Raw genomic sequence first — 17,239 nt, 5'->3', positions numbered from 1 at the left:
CTGCTTTAAAACAGCCCGTTGATGTTTGTCGCGAACAGCTTCACCGAGATAGCCAGCAGGATCACCCCGAAAACCTTGCGGATAACGCTCAGGCCGTTTTGGCCGAGGACCCGCTCGATCCGGGAGGAGGCTTTTAACACCCCGTATACAAAGATACAGTTCGCGACAATAGCCACAATGATATTTACCACATCGAATTCGGCCCGCAGGGACAACAGCGACGTCATGGTGCCCGCCCCGGCAATCAGCGGGAAGGCCAGGGGAACGATGGATGCAGCCTCCGGGGCCTCGTCCCGGTACAGGGTGATGCCGAGGATCATCTCGATGGCCAGGAAAAAGAGCACAAACGAACCGGCCACGGCAAAGGAATTTACGTCGATACCGATCAGCTTGAGGATTTCCTCCCCGACAAACAGGAAGGCAACCATGATAATTGCGGCGACCAGCGTGGCCTTGCCGGACTGGATATGCCCGGCCTTCTTCCGCAGGTCGATGATGATCGGGACGCTGCCGACAATATCGATTACGGCAAAGAGGATCATGGTGGCGGTGGCGATTTCGCGGAAATTAAAGTTCATAGTGCTCGATTTTTTGCGGCGCAAATGTAATGGGAATCCGGAGATTCCAATAGTGGTTATACGGGAATTTTCCACTCCCGGATTTCAGGTTGAAAAGAATATCTTTGTCCAAATTTCCAACCGATGTTTGAACTGGGTAAAACGGTAGTCTCGGAGGAGCTTTTTGAGAAGCATTTTGTTTGCGACCTGCAGGCGTGCAAGGGCGCCTGTTGCGTGGACGGGAGTGCCGGCGCCCCGGTTGCAGAGGAGGAGCGCGGTATCCTGGAGAAAATCTACACCCGCGTGCGGCCGTTTCTTCGGGACGAGGGCCGGAAGGCGATTGAGGCCCAGGGGCCCTATGTCCGCGGATCCGACGGGGAGTGGGAGACCCCGCTGGTAGACGGGAACGAATGCGCCTATGTCGTGTATTCCGGGGAGACCGCGCTATGCGGTATCGAGGCGGCCCACCGGGAGGGGGCTATCGATTGGAAGAAACCCCTGTCCTGCCACCTCTACCCGGTGCGTATCCGGGAGTACACGGCCCTGACCGCTGTGAATTACCATCAGTGGCACATCTGCGACCCGGCCTGTTCCCTGGGGGAAACTACCCGGGTGCCGATTTACAAATTTGTCCGGGAGGCCTTGGTTCGAAAATTTGGGGAGGCGTGGTACGAAGAGCTGGAATCCGTGGCGGAGAAACACCTCAAATAGTCGGGATTTTCAGGATCACCTCGGTCCCGGCAGATTTCCCGTCCGCATCGAAAAGATCCCGGATTTCGATGGTGTAATTGTACTGGTAATCCCTGGAAAAATTGGCAAGACGCTCCCGCGTTATGTCGATCCCGACAGACTTCCGCTTGAGCACCCGCCGCTGTTTTAACTTGTCGGCTTCCGCCCGCCCGATGCCGTTGTCCCGGATCACCAGGGTGATATATCCGGAATTTTCCTGCCGGATCAGGATCCGGATGCGTTTCTCCCCCTCCTTTGACGAAAGCCCGTGCCAGATTGCATTTTCGAGGAATGGCTGCAGGATGAGCGACGGAATTTTCACCAGGCTCGGGTTGATCTCCGGATCCATCTCCACGGCAAAGTCAATCTCGTTGTTGAACCGGATGTTTTCGATATTCATGTACAGTTCAACCGTTTCCAGTTCCTCCGCCAGCGGGATTTCCTTCAGGGAGGATGCCTCCAGGATTTTCCGGACGAGTTTGGAGAACTTGTTCAGGTAGTGCACGGCATTTTTCTGCTCGTTGTTGATGATGTAGAGCTTAATGGAATTCAGCGAATTAAAGAGGAAATGCGGGTTCATCTGGCTCCGGAGCATAGCCTGTTCCAGGGTGAGCACTTTTTTTTCGCTGTTCAACTGGTACTGCCGGTACAGGATGTAGAGGATCAGGGTAATCAGCACGAGCATCAGGGCGCCAACCAGCAGCGTGGTCCGGTTCCGCCGGAGCCGGAGCTTCACGATCTCGTTTTCCTTGGAGAGGATTTCTATCTGGTCCTTTCGCTTATCTACCTCGGACTTGGAAATCATCTCGTAAACGTACCGGCGGTTCAGGTCGTTCGAGATCATCCGCCGCGCAGCCACGGAAGCCTTGTAGAATTCAATGGCCGCCTGGTAATTTCCCAGGGCCATTTCGATGTCGTGCAGGTAGCGGTTGGCGGAATCCATATTGCTCGGCAGATTCAGCTCTTCGGAAATCCTGAGTCCGTTGAGCAGGTAGCCCCGGGCCTCGTCGTAACGCTTCAGGCGGGACAATACCCACCCGAGCTGCACATAGACGTTGGCCAGTAATTCGGGATCGCGCATAGACCGCGCTTTGGGCAGGATGGCCTCAAGAATTTCCAGGGCTTCCGCGGCTTTTTCCTCATGGGCAAGGACGTGGGCCATGCCGTATCTGGTAATGACGTCGCTCCGGTCCGAGCCCAGGCTTTTGTTCACCCGGAGGGCGTCCTCGTAGTAGGACATGGCCCCCGTGAGGTCGCCGAGGGCTTCCAGGCACTCCGCGATGTTCTGGTAATTGGCTACCTGACCCTCCAGGTTTCCCAGCGCCTGGTCGTTCTCCAGGGAACGCTGGAAATACTCAATGGCCAGGCCGTACTGCTCCAGCATCCGGTAAATATTCCCGATGCCGTTGATGGCGGTGTTGCGTTCCCGCAGGACAAAGTCCCCGGGATCCGCAATCGATTCGCTTAGGCTCAGGGCTTCCTGGTGATAATCCAGGGCGGATTTGATGGCTTCCATTTTTCGGTACGCCATTCCCAGCCGGTTCAGGGCGACAATCCGCAATTCGCGGTTATTGGATTCGGTGGCCTTTTCCAGCGCTACGGCCAGGTAGTCCAGGGCCCGGTCGTTTTGGGAGAGGTTCTGAAAGTGCACCCCGAGTTGGGTATATCCGTATATGGCCCCGGGGGTAAAGGCCGCAATTTCGGCCTCCCGCACAAAATACTGCATAAGGAGCGTATCCTGGGAATACGGCCCAAGGGCGGTTTTATAGGCGCTGTAGTTTGCCGGCCGGGCACGGATGAGGCTGTCGGCAAGCTGGCGGAAATCTTTCGGGATACCCTGGGCGGCCGCCTGCGTACAGATGGCGGCAATGCAAATATGGAGCAGGGTTTTAAAAAGGTGTTTCCGCATGGAGGGGGCCGGCTTAAATCATATCCAGGAAGTCCGACTTTTTTTGTCGGCTAACCGGGATTTTATGATTCGGTTTGAGGATGACGTACCCGTCCGTTTTAAGAAATTCCTTGATTTTGTTTAAGTTGATGATAAAGGAATTGTGTATCCGGAAAAAGGTGTCGGAAGGCAGCAATTCCCCCACTTCCTTTAATTTTTTGGTCAGGACGATTTTATTTCCGTCGGAAAGGTAGATGGTGCTGTAGTTGCCGTCGGATTCCGCATAGATGATATCGTCGTTTTCCAGGAAAACCAATTTCCCGTCCGTACTCAGAGTAATCTTTTTGTGAGAAGAAGTGGCGTTGTGGTTCAGGAGGATCCGTTCCAGGCGCTCGGCGGACATGCCCCGGGCGTGGTGCTTCCGGATTTTGGTGATGGTATCCGCCAGGTCGTCCGAATCGATGGGCTTCAACAAATAGTCGATGGCCTCGTTTTTAAGGGCTTTGATGGCGTATTGGTTGTACGCTGTGGTGATAACCACGGCCACGTCGCTGTTCTGCATCTTCTGGATAAACTGGAAGCCGTCCATGGACGGCATTTCAATATCCAGGAACAGGCAATCCGGCTGGTTGCTGTCCAGGTAACTCAGCGCTTTGTAGGCATCCGTAAAGGAGGCAACCACCGAAATTTCATTCGAAAAATTGGTCAGTTCCCACTGGAGGCTCTGGAGCGCTTTCTCTTCATCGTCGACAATGACTGCCTCTAACATAACTTTGACTTCGTACGTCCTAATTTAAACAAAATTAAAGATCGGGGGGCAGGCCGGGCGTTAACTTGTGTTGATTGCAGGTTTCAGTTTATGAATGGTTGCAAATCGGATGAATCCGGTCCGCAAGGTCTGGCAGGCCCCTGAAATTGCGGGTTGCGTCCGCCCAAAAGGGCCGGGAGGGCGCATCGCCTGCACGGGGTGTTGCGGATTATACAGGATTTCAGCCCGATTATACATTTTGGACCCCGCCCGGTGCATGTACGCATTACATTGCCGGCAGATTATGAAGATAAAGGAAAAGATGATGAAACGCTGTCTGTATTACTTCCTGGGGTTGGTTGCCGCGCTGGTTCTGGCCGTGCTGTCCGGGAAGGCCACCTACGGGGAAGGCAGCGTCCTGGACGGAACCGAGACGGCTGCCGTTTCCGACGAGGGTTCGGACGCGCTGGTTTCCGGGGCACCGCTGGAAAAAGTCCGGGGAATTGAACCTAACCAAGAGAATCCGTGAATCAGAGGACAAAATGGATTACCCGGATTGCGGGGGTCGCTTTGACGTCCCTGGTAGTGCTGGGAATTATCTCCTATATGACCCCTGGAAATATGTTGCCGGAAAGCCCGATGGTCACTGGCAAATACCAGCTGTCTTCCCTGCAGGACGGCCAGGTGGAATACTTTGAGGGGCCGGTTTATTTTGAACTGGCCAAACAGCATTCCGGATTCCGGCAGATCCCGGTATTCAAATTGCATTTTATCAACCCGAACGCCCAAAAGGGCAAAGGCTTTGGATTCATTATCCCGCTGTCCCAGGACTCTGCGTTTATCCGGGCCGAGCAGTACAGCGTGGAATCCACCAAGGACGAATTCCTGAGCAGCCTGGGGACGGTGTTCGGCTATGCGGACCTCGTTAAGGAAAAAAACACCCTGTATTTTACGGAATCCGGCAGTATTTCAATCTCGGCGTCGAGTTTTGAAGAGGTTGCCGGGAACATGAATATGCTGTTGATGGACGAGAACGGCCGGAGCATGCGCCTGAAGGGGCGGTTTAATGCCCGACCGCTGTACACGCAGCAATTGAATTGAAAGTTTTAACAATAACCGATAGATTTTTAGTCAAACAGGAAGTACGGCTCTTATATGTTCGTTATGTTTTAACAGCTGCGTTCAGGCGTCGGGCGTTTGCAACCAAGCCAAATTTTGGAACTGGTATCTGTTAGATTTTTAGGTTTCGGGGGAACTACCTAGATCAACAACCGCAACCGCCAACCACGTCGCCGGGAGCCGTACCGTTTGACAAAACCTATCCGAATTAATAGACCGAATAGTATGCTTGAATAAGCGACTGTTCGGTTTATTTTTTTGATATACATCCCCGGGAATGCCCTTATTTTTTTTATAAACCCCGAACCTGCCGTATCGAGGCTTGCGAGGCTAGATTTCAACAGGTTGTGTTAAAAACTTTGGGGCAGATGGGGACTAACCCCCTTTCCTCTTTGGCGGTATTTTCCAATCTTTGTTGGTCCCTATTGCAAGGAAATTTCACACTTTTTTAACTCAATTTAAATCCCGCATTATGTCAGCAGCTGAAGAGCCAATCCTGAAGGAAAATAAGGACAGATTTGTAATATTCCCGATACAACACCACGATCTTTGGGAGTGGTACAAGAAGTGTGAAGCCTGTTTCTGGACCGCGGAGGAGATCGACCTGCACCAGGACCTGAGCGATTGGAACAATAAGCTTTCAGACGACGAGAAATACTTTATCAAGCACATCCTCGCTTTCTTCGCTGCCTCGGACGGGATCGTGAACGAGAACCTGGCAGAAAATTTCGTCAACGAGGTACAGTACTCGGAGGCCAAATTCTTTTACGGGTTTCAGATCATGATGGAAAACATCCACTCGGAGACCTATTCGCTGCTGATCGATACCTATGTAAAGGACGAAAAGGAAAAGAACGTGCTGTTCCAGGCCATCGAAAATTTCCCGGCGATCAAGAAGAAAGCCGACTGGGCGCTGAAGTGGATCGAGTCCCCGAGCTTTGCCGAGCGGCTCATCGCGTTTGCCGCCGTGGAGGGGATCTTCTTCTCCGGGGCCTTCTGCTCCATCTTCTGGCTCAAGAAGCGGGGCCTTATGCCCGGGCTCACCTTTTCGAATGAGCTGATTTCCCGGGACGAGGGGATGCACTGCGATTACGCCGTCCACCTGCACAACAACCACCTGGTGAACAAAGTGCCCAAGGAGCGCATTACCCAGATCATCACCAACGCGCTGGATATTGAGCGGGAATTCATTACCGAGTCCCTGCCGGTGAGCCTGATCGGGATGAATGCGAAGTTGATGACCCAGTACCTGGAGTTCGTGACCGACCGCCTGCTCGTGGAGCTCGAGTGCGAGAAGGTCTACAATTCCACCAACCCCTTCGATTTTATGGACATGATTTCCCTGCAGGGGAAGACGAACTTCTTCGAAAAGCGCGTCTCGGAATACCAGAAAGCCGGGGTAATGAACAAGGAAAAAGACACGGACTCACAGAAAATCAGCTTCGACGCCGATTTCTAGGGAGCATCCGACGGAAAAGAGTCCGCTCAACGACCGGGCTTTTTTCTGCCGCAAATTGAAAATGTTAAGAATTTTAACAGGGCAGGGCGAGCCCGAATACTAATGATCACAAAAAGGAGAAACACATGTTTGTAGTAAAAAGAGATGGCAGGAAAGAGCCGGTAATGTTCGACAAGATTACCGCGCGGGTGCGTAAATTGTGCTACGGTCTGAGCGACCTGGTAGACCCGGTCAAGGTAGCCATGCGGGTTATCGAAGGCCTGTACGACGGGGTGACTACCTCAGAACTCGACAACCTGGCGGCCGAGATTGCCGCCACACTGACCACCACCCACCCGGATTACGCCAAGCTCGCTGCCCGTATCTCCGTCTCCAACCTGCATAAGAACACCAAGAAGTCTTTCTCCGAAACCATGAAGGACCTCTACGAGTACGTGAACCCGCGTACCGGCAAGAAGGCCCCCCTGGTTGCCGATGACGTCTTTGAGGTGATCCAGAAGCACGCCGATACCCTGGATTCGATGATCATCTACAACCGGGATTTCGGCTACGATTACTTTGGCTTCAAGACCCTGGAACGATCCTACCTGCTCAAGCTGAACGGGAAGATCGTAGAGCGCCCCCAGCATATGCTTATGCGCGTTTCCGTCGGCATTCACCTGGACGACCTGGACGCCGTCCGGGAGACCTACGAGCTGATGTCCAAAAAGTATTTCACGCATGCCACGCCCACCCTGTTTAACTCCGGGACGCCAAAGCCGCAGATGTCTTCCTGTTTTCTCCTGGCCATGCAGGACGACAGCATCGACGGGATCTACAACACGCTGAAACAGACGGCAAAGATCTCCCAGTCGGCGGGGGGCATCGGGTTGTCCATCCACAACATCCGGGCCACCGGTTCCTATATTGCAGGCACCAATGGCACGTCCAACGGTTTGGTTCCCATGCTGCGCGTTTTCAACGATACGGCGCGGTACGTGGACCAGGGAGGCGGCAAGCGCAAAGGCAGTTTTGCCATTTACCTGGAGCCCTGGCACGCGGATATATTCGATTTCCTGGAACTCAAGAAAAACCACGGGAAAGAAGAGATGCGGGCCCGGGACCTGTTCTACGCCATGTGGATCTCCGACCTGTTTATGAAGCGGGTGGAGGCCGATGCAGAGTGGACGCTCATGTGCCCGAACGAATGCCCGGGGCTCTATACCACCCACAGCGAGGAGTTCGAGGAACTGTATCTGAAATATGAAAAAGAGGGCAAGGGCCGCAAGACGATCAAGGCCCGGGAGCTCTGGGAGAAAATCCTGGAATCCCAGATTGAGACGGGAACGCCTTACATGCTCTACAAGGACGCTGCCAACCGGAAGAGCAACCAGAAGAACCTGGGGACCATCCGCTCTTCCAACCTCTGTACGGAGATTCTGGAATACACGGCAGAAGACGAGGTGGCAGTGTGCAACCTGGCCTCCATCGCCCTGCCGATGTTTATCAAAAACGGCGAATTTGACCATAAGGAGCTCTTCCGGGTGACCAAGCGGGTGACCAAGAACCTGAACCGGGTCATCGACAGGAACTACTACCCGATCAAGGAGGCGGAGAATTCGAATATGCGCCACCGGCCGATTGGTCTGGGGGTACAGGGCCTGGCGGATACCTTTATCCTGCTTCGCCTTCCCTTTACCAGCGACGAGGCGAAGAAGTTGAACCGGGAGATATTTGAGACGCTGTATTACGCGGCTGCAACGGCCTCCATGGAAATGGCCAAGGAGGAAGGGCCGTATTCTTCCTATGAAGGCAGCCCGATTTCCCAGGGGCAGTTCCAGCATAACCTGTGGGGGATTGAGGATAAGGAGCTCTCCGGCCGCTGGGACTGGGAGAAACTTCGGAAAAGCATCAAAAAGAACGGCGTGCGCAACTCCCTGCTTGTGGCGCCCATGCCGACGGCTTCCACTTCGCAGATCCTCGGGAACAACGAGTGCTTTGAGCCGTATACCTCCAACATTTATACGCGACGCGTCCTCTCCGGGGAATTCATCGTAGTCAACAAGCACCTGCTGGAAGACCTGGTAAGCCTGGGTCTCTGGAACGAGAATATGAAGCAGGAGCTCATGCGGGCCAACGGATCCATCCAGCATATCGATGCGATTCCCGACAACATCAAGGAACTCTACCAAACCGTCTGGGAGCTCAGCATGAAGGACATCATCGATATGAGCCGGCAACGGGGGTACTTCATTGACCAGAGCCAGTCGCTGAACCTGTTCATGGAGAACGCGAACTATGCAAAACTGACCTCCATGCACTTCTACGCCTGGAAAAGCGGCCTGAAAACGGGGATGTATTACCTGCGTACCAAGGCGGCTGTGGACGCAATTAAATTCACCCTGGACAATACCAAGAAAAAGGTGGAAGTTCCCGAAGCGGTGGTGACCGAGGAAGGCGTTGCGCCGGAAAAGGCAAAGAACCTGAAGGTGTCGACCACCCCGGTGAAGGAACAGCCGGTGGATGCAGAACCTCTCAGTGCTGAGGAGATGAAGGCCCTGGTAGCCCAGGCCAAAGCGGCTTCAGGCCAAACCGACGACGATTGCCTGATGTGCGGTTCGTAAACCGGTTCATGCAGGGGGTCGTAACGGGTATGCCGGTTGCAAGCCCCTGCAAGTTTTAGTGTTTATTCAAAAAAATACCCCGGCCTGCTGCCAGTAGCAGCAATCGCCGGGGTATTTTTATTTTGGGCACGCAGGCTCCGGATCACCCTACAGGGATCACCCAACGGAAATAAGCCGGAATCCGGTCAATCTTTCAGCATCGGTCTGACGATGCTCCGGATTACCAGGAATGCGGCCAGGTAGCCCAGTAAAATAATATAATAATTCTCCATCTCGAGCTCGCGTATGATATATACGGGTCAAAATGGCCGTTTGGATTACCGGCGGGTAAAGAAATTGTAAAAACGCCCGGCTCCGGGCGCCGAAGGAATGCTTGCCAGCGGACTAACCCATCTCCTGTTCCGCGGGTTCGGCAGGCGTTAACCGGTTTTTGAATTTCCGGTAGGCATAACGCGCCAGGGAATACAGGGTTACATAGGTCAGCAATACATACAGGTAGGTGTCGATTTGGGACATGACATCTTTAGTTTTGGGGGATATGCGATGAAATGTACAATTAAATCGATAACGCGCCCAAATTTGTAGGAAAAATTCGATGAAATGCTCAGGGGTCCACGGCGCGGTAGGCTTCGATCACTGCTTTTTCCCCGGAAATACCCTCCTGGGAATTTCCGTGTTCCATCCCAAGGATACCGTCATAACCGCGTCCGGCAATGTATTTAAAAACATTTGAATAGTTGATTTCGCCCGTTGTGGGTTCCTTTCGGCCCGGGTTGTCCCCAATCTGGAAATAAGCAATTTCATCCCAGCAAGCCTCTATGTTCGGGATCAGGTTGCCTTCCTGGATTTGCTGGTGGTAAATATCGAAAAGGATTTTGCATGCCGGGGAGTCTACTGCCCGGCAGATTTCATAGGCCTGTGCCGACCCGCTGAGAAACATTCCCGGGTGGTTTCTGAAGTTGAGGGGCTCCAGGACCATCGTGAGGTTGTGAGGTTCCAGGATGTCGGCGGCCCGCCGGAGGCTTTCCACCACATGGGCCGTCTGGTGGCCCATATCCTGCCGTAAATCCAGGTGTCCGGGCACTACGGTCATCCACCGGGCGTTCACCCTCTGGGCTACCGCTACGGCTGCCCGGATTTCCCCCTGGAATTCTTCCCGGAGGGCCAAATCGCCGGAAGCCAGGTTCGGGCGGTCCCAATAGATGGTATGGGCCACAAAGACCCCCATCCGCATGCCCCGTTCCGCCATCAGGCGCGCCATGGCTTCCTGCTGGGCTACCGGCCGGTTGCCCATTCCATTGTCCTCAAAAGATCGAAAACCCGCGTCCGCCATGAAGCGCAGCTGCTCCAGGGGGTCCTCCCCGGCGCTTTCCCGGAACATCCCCAGGTGGGGGGCGAAGTCCAGGGTAAATGCTTCCGCTGGTTGGGGAAAGGTGCTGTCCGACTGTTGCGATTTCACTGCGGCACCCGGTCCGGCTTCCCGTCCGAATGCAATAGGGCTTGCGGCACCCAAAGCAGCCGCAAGCCCTGTATTGCGTATGAATTTCCTGCGGTTCACCGGGGGTCTGTTAAATAGACCAGGCCTTGCCGCCGGTCAGTTCGTCTACGTCCCCGCAAGGGATGTATTCGCCCGGTACGGGCTGGTAAGCCAGTACCTCTTCCCCAATGTATTCCGTGTTCTTGTAGGCCCAAATGACGGAGCCGCGCAGGTTGTTCGCAAAACTGTATCGGGAGATCGCCTCGTCCAAGGTGGCTTCCTGCCCGGATTCCACAGCTTCCTGGTAGGAGCCGATGGCTTCCATTATCACCGCTTCCTCCTCAGGAGTCTTTTTCGCCAGGCTCTCGGCGAGGACGGGTTCCAGGTCCTCGACGGTCAGGTCTTCGGCAGCTTCCTTCCCGGAATCCGCCAGTGCCTTGTCTATAAACGCCCCGAATGCCATCCGCATAAAGTCCTGTTCCTCCGCTGGGGGGACTGCTTCCATATAGCTGTCGATAAAGGCGTGAACCTGTAATTCGGAGGCAGCGGGAGTATCGGTTTTAGGCAGGATGATGTCCACGAGCTTCACCAGGACGGCTCCTTCGCCCTCGCTGAAGAAGACCGGGGTCCAGTCGGTGCCTGCCTCCTGCTGGCAACTCTGCAGGATGCTTATTACGGTGGGCGTGGCCAAGGTGAGCCCCATAGCCATCCCCATATTTTTTAAGGCTTTTCTTCTTTCCATTAGATATTTCCTTTTTTAAGTTCTTTAACGGCGTGGTCCGCTGCCCGGGCCGTAAAGGCCATATAAGTGAGCGACGGGTTTACGCAGGAGGCCGAGGTCATGAAGGCCCCGTCTGTGACATAGACGTTTTTGCAGTCGTGCACCTGGTTGTAACCGTTAACCACCGAGGTCCGACGGTCACGTCCCATCCGGGCCGTTCCCATTTCGTGGATTCCGAGGCCCAGGGCGCTGTTTCCGTTGAACGGGGTCACTTCGCGGAAGCCGGCTTTTTCCAGCATATCCGCGGCCTGTTCCATCATATCCTGCCGCATGTTCAGTTCGTTTTCCTTATAACCCGCGTCGAAAGTCACCGTGGGCAGGCCCCACTGGTCGAGCTTGTCGTAGTCCAGGGTCATCCGGTTGTCCTCGTAGGGCAATACCTCGCCGAATCCGCCCATGCCGAAGGTCCAGCCCCCGGGTTTCAGGATCGCCTCCTTGAGGTCCTTGCCGTGGGAAAGCTCCCCAATGGTATCTTCCCAGTTTCCGCGGCTGGCGCCGCCCTGGTAGCCGTAACCCCGCTTAAAGCTGTCCACGTTTGTACCGCCGCCGAGGTTCCGGAAACGGGGGAGGTAGATGCCGTTGGGCTTGCGTCCTTTATAGTATTTGTCCTCGAAGCCGTCGAATTTGCCCGACGCCCCCACGTTGAGGTGGTGGTCCATGATGTTCCGGCCCAACTGGTCCGAATCGTTCCCCAGCCCGTTCGGGAACCGGTCGGAACGCGACTGCATCAGGATGGAGGTGGAAGCGATGGCGGAGGCGCACAGGAATACCACCTTTGCCTTGAACTCGAATTCCTCCTTGGTGACCCGATCGATGATTTTTACGCCCGTGGCTTTTTTGGTATCCGGGTCGTAGGTGATTTCGTGAACGATGGAATCCGGCCGGAGTGTCAGGTTTCCGGTCCTTTCCGCAGCCGGCAGCGTGGAAGAGACGCTGCTGAAGTATGCGCCGAAGGGGCAGCCCCGGATACACCGGTTCCGGAACTGGCAGCGGTTGCGGCCCTCGTATTGTTTGTCGCTGTTGATATGCGCTACCCGGCCAGCGGTAACCACGCGGTCTTCGTATTGTTCGGCCAGCTTCTGGCGGAAGTGGTCTTCCACGCAGTTGAGCTCCATCATGGGTTCGAAGACGCCATCCGGGAGCTGGGGCAGCCCGAGTTTTTCGCCGGTAACCCCGATATAGGCTTCCACCTTGTCATACCAGGGGGCGATGTCCTTGTAACGGACCGGCCAGTCCACGGCGATGCCTTCCCTTTTGTTCGCTTCAAAGTCGATATCGCTCCAGCGGTAACTATGACGTCCCCACATAATGGAACGGCCACCTACGTGGTACCCGCGCATCCAGTCGAACCGCCGGGTCTCGTTATAGGGGTGTTCCAGGTCGTTGACAAACCAGAAATTATGCTGGGCGCGCACGGTATAACCCGTCCGGGCCTGCTTTTCCTGTTTGGCCGCTTCTTCCCTCGGGAGCTGCCCGTTGTGAGGGAAATCCCAATCATCCATGTTGGCCGTCGGATAGTCTTCGATGTGCTTGACCATACGGCCGCGTTCCAGCACCAGGGTTTTCAGGCCGGCCTCGCAAAGTTCTTTCGCCGCCCAACCGCCGCTGATCCCGCTCCCGACGACAATCGCATCGTAGGAATCCTGCTCCTGGTTGTAATAGAATTTACTCATTTAGAATGTTTGTTTAATTCCTAAAAGTATTAAATATTAAATTAATTTTCTACATTTAAACGCCCATAAATCCTAGGGTTTTGCAGTAAAGGAGGCGTAAAGATACGGATAATGCAATGAGAGCGAAAACCTTAGCGCCTGCCTGCCCGCACAGCCGCCCGGCAAAGCGGATCTGACCAGCAACCAATTAAAATAGCCGATAACCGATGAAAAGACGCAAATTCCTCCACCAGAGTGCCAAGGCTTCGGCCGCAGTTTCCCTGTTCGGGGCCCTTGCCTGTAAGGGAAATGAGAAGAAAGAAACCAGCGACGGCAGCCCGGATTCCGGAGCGATGGCCGCCACCGCTGAAGCCGATTTGTTTTTCGATCTCTCCCTGGGCCAGTGGTCAATCAACCGGATGATCCGCAACGACGGGGTAGACCCGTACACCTTTGCGGAGAAGGCCAAGGGATGGGGCTTTACCGGCCTGGAATACGTCAGCGCCCTGTATTACGGCACCCTGCAACGGGCGGGATTTTCTGCTGAGGCCATGCAGGAATTCGTCGATAAATCCAATGAGGAGGCACAGAAACACGGGATGAAGAACGTCCTGATCATGGTGGACGGCCAGGGGAATCTGGCTGTGTCCGACGCAACCGAACGCGCTGCAGCCGTTGAAAACCACCACAAATGGGTAGATGCCGCCGCGGCCATGGGTTGCCATGCCATCCGGGTCAACCTGGCCGGCAGCGACGTCCCGGATGAGTGGATCGCCAATTCCATCGACGGCCTGACGCAGCTGGGCAACTACGCCCGCGACAAACGCATCAATGTCCTTGTCGAGAACCATGGGGGGCTCTCCTCCAACGGGGAGATGATGGCCAGGGTTTTCAGCCAGGTGGAACTGGATAATGTGGGCACACTCCCGGATTTCGGGAATTTCTGCATCCGGCGAAACGACCCGTCGGACTACGGTTCGGGCTGTGCCGAGGCATACGATATTTACAAGGGCGTCGAGGAGCTCATGCCGTTTGCCAAGGCGGTGAGCGCCAAATCCCACGATTTCGGCCCGGACGGCAACGAGTCGGAGATCGACTACGTCCGGATGCTGAAAATTGTGAAGGACGCCGGATACCGCGGGTATATCGGGGTGGAATACGAAGGAAGCGAACTCGGGGAAGAAGCCGGGATCATCGCCACGCGGGACCTGTTGATCAAAGCCGCCGGGGAATTGTCATAAGCAGTAATTAATGGGATGAAATCGTATTTCCACCAACTTTTTGATTACAATTATTACTGTAACAAAAAGCTTATTGAAGCTTGCTCGGAAATGAAGGAGGTGTCTGCGCGTACAGCGGAGCTCTTCAGTCATATACTCAATGCACACCATATCTGGAATGCCCGGCTGAACGGGAGCGAACCCCAACACGGGGTGTGGGATGTGCATGCGCTTTCCGATTGGGCGGATATCCACTACGAAAACCAGCGGGCCTCCTTTGAGTTGATCACCAATGCGGACGACCTGGAAAAACGCGTGGGATACGAGAACTCCGAGGGGCGGAGTTTCAGCAATACGCTCCGGGACATCCTGTTCCATATCCTGAACCACTCCACCCACCACCGGGCACAGATTGTGGCGGAAATCCGCGCCAGCGGCGCGGAACCTCCCGCTCTGGACTACATCTTCTACAAGCGATAAACCGCCGCCATGAAGGGTCGAATCCAATTGCAGCTATCCTTGATGATGTTCCTGGAGTTTTTTGTCTGGGGCAGCTGGTTCGTAACCATGGGTACCTATCTGGGCCGGAGTCTGAACACGGACGCAGCAGCAGTCGGCACCGCTTATATGACGCAATCCTGGGGGGCCATCGTCGCGCCCTTTATCGTCGGGCTGATCGCCGATCGCTTTTTCGCGGCCCAGCGCATGCTCGGAGTCATCCATATCGCGGGCGCCGTACTGATGTATTTTATCGGGTCCACGCAGGAATTCGCCGTATTCTACCCGCTTTTGCTGGTCTATATGGTCCTGTACATGCCCACCCTGGCCCTTGCCAACAGCGTGGCCTTCAACCAGCTGTCCGACCCGTCCAAGCAGTTTGCCAGGATCCGGATCTGGGGGACCATCGGCTGGATTGTTGCGGGGATGCTCATCGGCTACGTATTTCATTGGGAGGCCGAAAACCTGCTGGGTTACACCTTTATGCTGGCCTCCGGGTCTTCCCTGGCCCTGGGCCTGTTCAGCTTCACCCTCCCGGATACCCCGCCCAAATCCAAAGGCGACCGGATTACCCTGAGCGACGTGCTGGGGCTGGAGGCACTCAGCCTCCTGAAAAGCCGCAACTACCTGATATTTTTCCTGTCGAGTGTTCTTATCTGTATTCCGCTTGCATTCTATTACAGTTTTGCGAACCCCTTCCTGAACGAAATCGGGATGGATAACGCTGCGGGGAACATGACGTTCGGACAGATTTCCGAGGTGATCTTCCTGCTCCTCCTCCCGGTTTTCCTGAACCGGTTCGGGCTCAAGTGGACGCTGATTGTCGGGATGCTCGCCTGGGGGGTGCGCTATACGCTCTTTGCCTACGGCAATGCGGACGAGGGGGCATGGATGTTGTTTACCGGCATCGTGCTCCACGGAATCTGCTACGATTTCTTTTTCGTCTCCGGGCAAATCTACACGGATGTCAAAGCCGGGCCGCGGATCCGGAGCGCCGCCCAGGGACTGATCACCCTGGCAACCTATGGGGTGGGAATGCTTATCGGTTACCAGGTTTGCGGGAGCATCGTCGACGCCTTTGCCACCGCCGACGGCCATGCATGGCGGGAAATCTGGCTGTACCCGGCCGGGTTCTCATATGTCGTCTTGCTGCTGTTTATCCTCTTTTTTCGGAATGAGAAAGTCAGCTACAAACTATAATTTTAATATATTCATCGCTTGCAACTAAACTAAAACAAACATTATGAAACCAATTAACAGAAATCGGGTGTTCCTTGCCGCTTGTATCTCCCTGGTGGTAACGTCCATGACCTTTGCCATCCGGGCGGGGATCCTCGACCAGCTGGGACTCCAGTTCGACCTTTCGGATACGCAACTGGGCTATATCAACGGAATGGCCTTCCTGGGTTTCCCCATCGCCACGATTGTCGGCGGGCTGCTTTACAATTTACTCGGTCCGAAAAAGTTGATGATGATTGCGTTTTTCTCGCATATCATCGGCCTGGTGATGACCATATACGCCGGAGGGTTCTGGACGCTGTTGATCTCCACCTTCTTTATCGGCTTTGCAAACGGGTCCGTGGAAGCGGCCTGCAACCCGATGATTGCCGATATGTATACGCGCAACCGAACCGCCATGCTCAACCGCTTCCACGTTTGGTTTCCGGGGGGTATCGTGATCGGGGCGCTGATTTCCAAGTTTATGACGGATTTTGGCATGGGCTGGCAGGCCCAGATAGCCATCATGCTGATCCCCACGTTGATATACGGCTTCATGTTCTTTAAGGAGCCCCTGCCGGAAAGCGAACACATGGAAACGGACACGCGCCTCAATATCAAGGCGCTCGCCAGCCCGCTTTTCCTCTTTATCATTGTCTGTATGACCCTGACGGCGATTTCCGAATTCGGGCCCCAGCAATGGGTGGAGCGGATCCTCGGGAATTCCGGGGCGAACCCCATGCTGGTCCTGGCAATGGTTACCGGTATCATGGCGCTCGGCCGCTATTTTGGCGGTTTTCTGGTGCACCGGCTGAACCCGATTGGCGTACTGTTGATGTCGGCGATTGTCACGACGGCGGCCGTCTACAGCATGAGCATTGCAGAAGGCGGGATGATTTATGCGGCGGCGATCCTGTTTGCCCTGGGGGTGTGCTATTTCTGGCCCACCATGATCGGGTTTACCTCGGAGTATATGCCTAAAACCGGGGCCCTCGGCATGTCGCTGGTAGGCGGAGCCGGGATGTTGTCCACAGCCATCTGGCAGCCCGTGATCGGGTCCTGGCTGGACAGTGCACGGCAAACTGCCCTGGACAGCGGGATGGCCCAGGAAGTGGCGGAACTGGCCGCCGGGAAGGCAACCCTCGGGAAGATGATGTTCTTCCCGCTTACCGTTGCCGTACTCTTTGGGATACTGTTCCTGTTTTTCCGGAAGAAACTGGAAGAGCGACGCGTACCACAGGCGCATGACATGGCCGATGTCCTGGAGCAAACAAAAGGAAGTTAAAATCA

Annotated in this window: 16 protein-coding genes; 9 read left to right on the top strand and 7 right to left on the bottom strand. The window is 54.9% G+C overall.

Features of this window, described 5'->3' with window-relative positions; all coding sequences use genetic code 11:
• Nucleotides 1–5: 5 nt before the first annotated feature.
• Entirely contained in the window at nucleotides 6–578 is a 573-nt protein-coding gene (locus AC3DKS_RS05330; RefSeq protein WP_015753147.1) for a MarC family protein, read from the bottom strand.
• 123 nt (nucleotides 579–701) lie between these two features.
• Between AC3DKS_RS05330 and AC3DKS_RS05325 the strand changes: the two genes are divergently transcribed.
• A complete protein-coding gene (locus AC3DKS_RS05325) occupies nucleotides 702–1,268 on the top strand; it encodes a DUF3109 family protein (RefSeq protein WP_272606830.1) in 567 nt (188 codons plus the stop codon).
• On the opposite strand, the gene AC3DKS_RS05320 is transcribed toward AC3DKS_RS05325, so the two are convergent.
• Together AC3DKS_RS05320 and AC3DKS_RS05315 are read right to left on the bottom strand one after the other, a co-directional pair.
• Nucleotides 1,261–3,195, bottom strand: coding sequence for a tetratricopeptide repeat-containing sensor histidine kinase (locus tag AC3DKS_RS05320; RefSeq protein WP_272606829.1), 1,935 nt, complete (start codon nucleotides 3,193–3,195; stop codon nucleotides 1,261–1,263). The two genes, AC3DKS_RS05325 and AC3DKS_RS05320, sit on opposite strands and share 8 nt — an antisense overlap.
• A 13-nt stretch (nucleotides 3,196–3,208) precedes the next feature.
• Nucleotides 3,209–3,943, bottom strand: a complete 735-nt coding sequence (locus AC3DKS_RS05315; protein WP_272606828.1) for a LytR/AlgR family response regulator transcription factor — start codon at nucleotides 3,941–3,943, stop codon at nucleotides 3,209–3,211.
• Nucleotides 3,944–4,226: 283 nt separating this feature from the next.
• Here AC3DKS_RS05315 and AC3DKS_RS05310 point away from each other — a divergent pair, with 283 nt between their 5' ends.
• The 4 genes from AC3DKS_RS05310 to AC3DKS_RS05295 all read left to right on the top strand — a co-directional run bounded on the left by AC3DKS_RS05310 (nucleotide 4,227) and on the right by AC3DKS_RS05295 (nucleotide 9,103).
• Complete coding sequence (locus AC3DKS_RS05310) at nucleotides 4,227–4,451, top strand: hypothetical protein (protein WP_015753142.1); 225 nt, start codon at nucleotides 4,227–4,229, stop codon at nucleotides 4,449–4,451.
• Nucleotides 4,448–5,023: a hypothetical protein gene (locus tag AC3DKS_RS05305; RefSeq protein ID WP_015753141.1), complete on the top strand. Its 576-nt coding sequence runs from the start codon at nucleotides 4,448–4,450 to the stop codon at nucleotides 5,021–5,023. The genes AC3DKS_RS05310 and AC3DKS_RS05305 overlap by 4 nt, the downstream gene beginning before the upstream one ends.
• Nucleotides 5,024–5,513: 490 nt before the next feature.
• Nucleotides 5,514–6,500 (top strand): ribonucleotide-diphosphate reductase subunit beta, encoded by a 987-nt coding sequence (locus AC3DKS_RS05300; RefSeq protein ID WP_015753140.1) that lies wholly within the window; start codon nucleotides 5,514–5,516, stop codon nucleotides 6,498–6,500.
• Between the two features lie 125 nt (nucleotides 6,501–6,625).
• A complete protein-coding gene (locus tag AC3DKS_RS05295) occupies nucleotides 6,626–9,103 on the top strand; it encodes a ribonucleoside-diphosphate reductase subunit alpha (protein ID WP_041326914.1) in 2,478 nt (825 codons plus the stop codon).
• Nucleotides 9,104–9,487: 384 nt separating this feature from the next.
• On the opposite strand, the gene AC3DKS_RS05290 is transcribed toward AC3DKS_RS05295, so the two are convergent.
• The 4 genes from AC3DKS_RS05290 to AC3DKS_RS05275 all read right to left on the bottom strand — a co-directional run bounded on the left by AC3DKS_RS05290 (nucleotide 9,488) and on the right by AC3DKS_RS05275 (nucleotide 13,034).
• Nucleotides 9,488–9,619: a hypothetical protein gene (locus tag AC3DKS_RS05290; protein ID WP_015753137.1), complete on the bottom strand. Its 132-nt coding sequence runs from the start codon at nucleotides 9,617–9,619 to the stop codon at nucleotides 9,488–9,490.
• An 88-nt stretch (nucleotides 9,620–9,707) separates the two neighbouring features.
• The gene (locus AC3DKS_RS05285; RefSeq protein ID WP_272606827.1) at nucleotides 9,708–10,562 is read right to left on the bottom strand and encodes a hydroxypyruvate isomerase family protein; all 855 of its coding nucleotides are present in this window, start codon (nucleotides 10,560–10,562) and stop codon (nucleotides 9,708–9,710) included.
• 109 nt (nucleotides 10,563–10,671) lie between these two features.
• Nucleotides 10,672–11,322, bottom strand: coding sequence for a gluconate 2-dehydrogenase subunit 3 family protein (locus AC3DKS_RS05280; protein WP_272606826.1), 651 nt, complete (start codon nucleotides 11,320–11,322; stop codon nucleotides 10,672–10,674).
• Complete coding sequence (locus tag AC3DKS_RS05275) at nucleotides 11,322–13,034, bottom strand: GMC oxidoreductase (protein WP_272606825.1); 1,713 nt, start codon at nucleotides 13,032–13,034, stop codon at nucleotides 11,322–11,324. Before AC3DKS_RS05275 ends, AC3DKS_RS05280 begins: the two co-directional genes overlap by 1 nt.
• Nucleotides 13,035–13,240: 206 nt before the next feature.
• Here AC3DKS_RS05275 and AC3DKS_RS05270 point away from each other — a divergent pair, with 206 nt between their 5' ends.
• Genes AC3DKS_RS05270 through AC3DKS_RS05255 form a run of 4 tightly spaced genes read left to right on the top strand, consistent with a single transcriptional unit; the run spans nucleotide 13,241 to nucleotide 17,234 of the window.
• Nucleotides 13,241–14,254, top strand: coding sequence for a sugar phosphate isomerase/epimerase family protein (locus AC3DKS_RS05270; protein ID WP_272606824.1), 1,014 nt, complete (start codon nucleotides 13,241–13,243; stop codon nucleotides 14,252–14,254).
• 15 nt (nucleotides 14,255–14,269) lie between these two features.
• On the top strand, nucleotides 14,270–14,713 hold the full coding sequence (locus AC3DKS_RS05265; RefSeq protein ID WP_272606823.1) for a DinB family protein: 444 nt from the start codon (nucleotides 14,270–14,272) through the stop codon (nucleotides 14,711–14,713).
• A gap of 9 nt (nucleotides 14,714–14,722) precedes the next feature.
• Nucleotides 14,723–15,931 carry a nucleoside permease gene (locus tag AC3DKS_RS05260; protein ID WP_272606822.1) on the top strand — a complete coding sequence of 403 codons (1,209 nt, stop codon included), beginning with the start codon at nucleotides 14,723–14,725 and terminating at the stop codon, nucleotides 15,929–15,931.
• A gap of 43 nt (nucleotides 15,932–15,974) precedes the next feature.
• Nucleotides 15,975–17,234 carry an MFS transporter gene (locus tag AC3DKS_RS05255; protein ID WP_015753130.1) on the top strand — a complete coding sequence of 420 codons (1,260 nt, stop codon included), beginning with the start codon at nucleotides 15,975–15,977 and terminating at the stop codon, nucleotides 17,232–17,234.
• Nucleotides 17,235–17,239 lie beyond the last annotated feature (5 nt).

This window comes from Robiginitalea sp. (assembly GCF_982776155.1).
The sequence above is the reverse complement of the archived record's forward strand: the minus strand, read 5'-3'. Positions and strand labels throughout refer to the sequence as shown.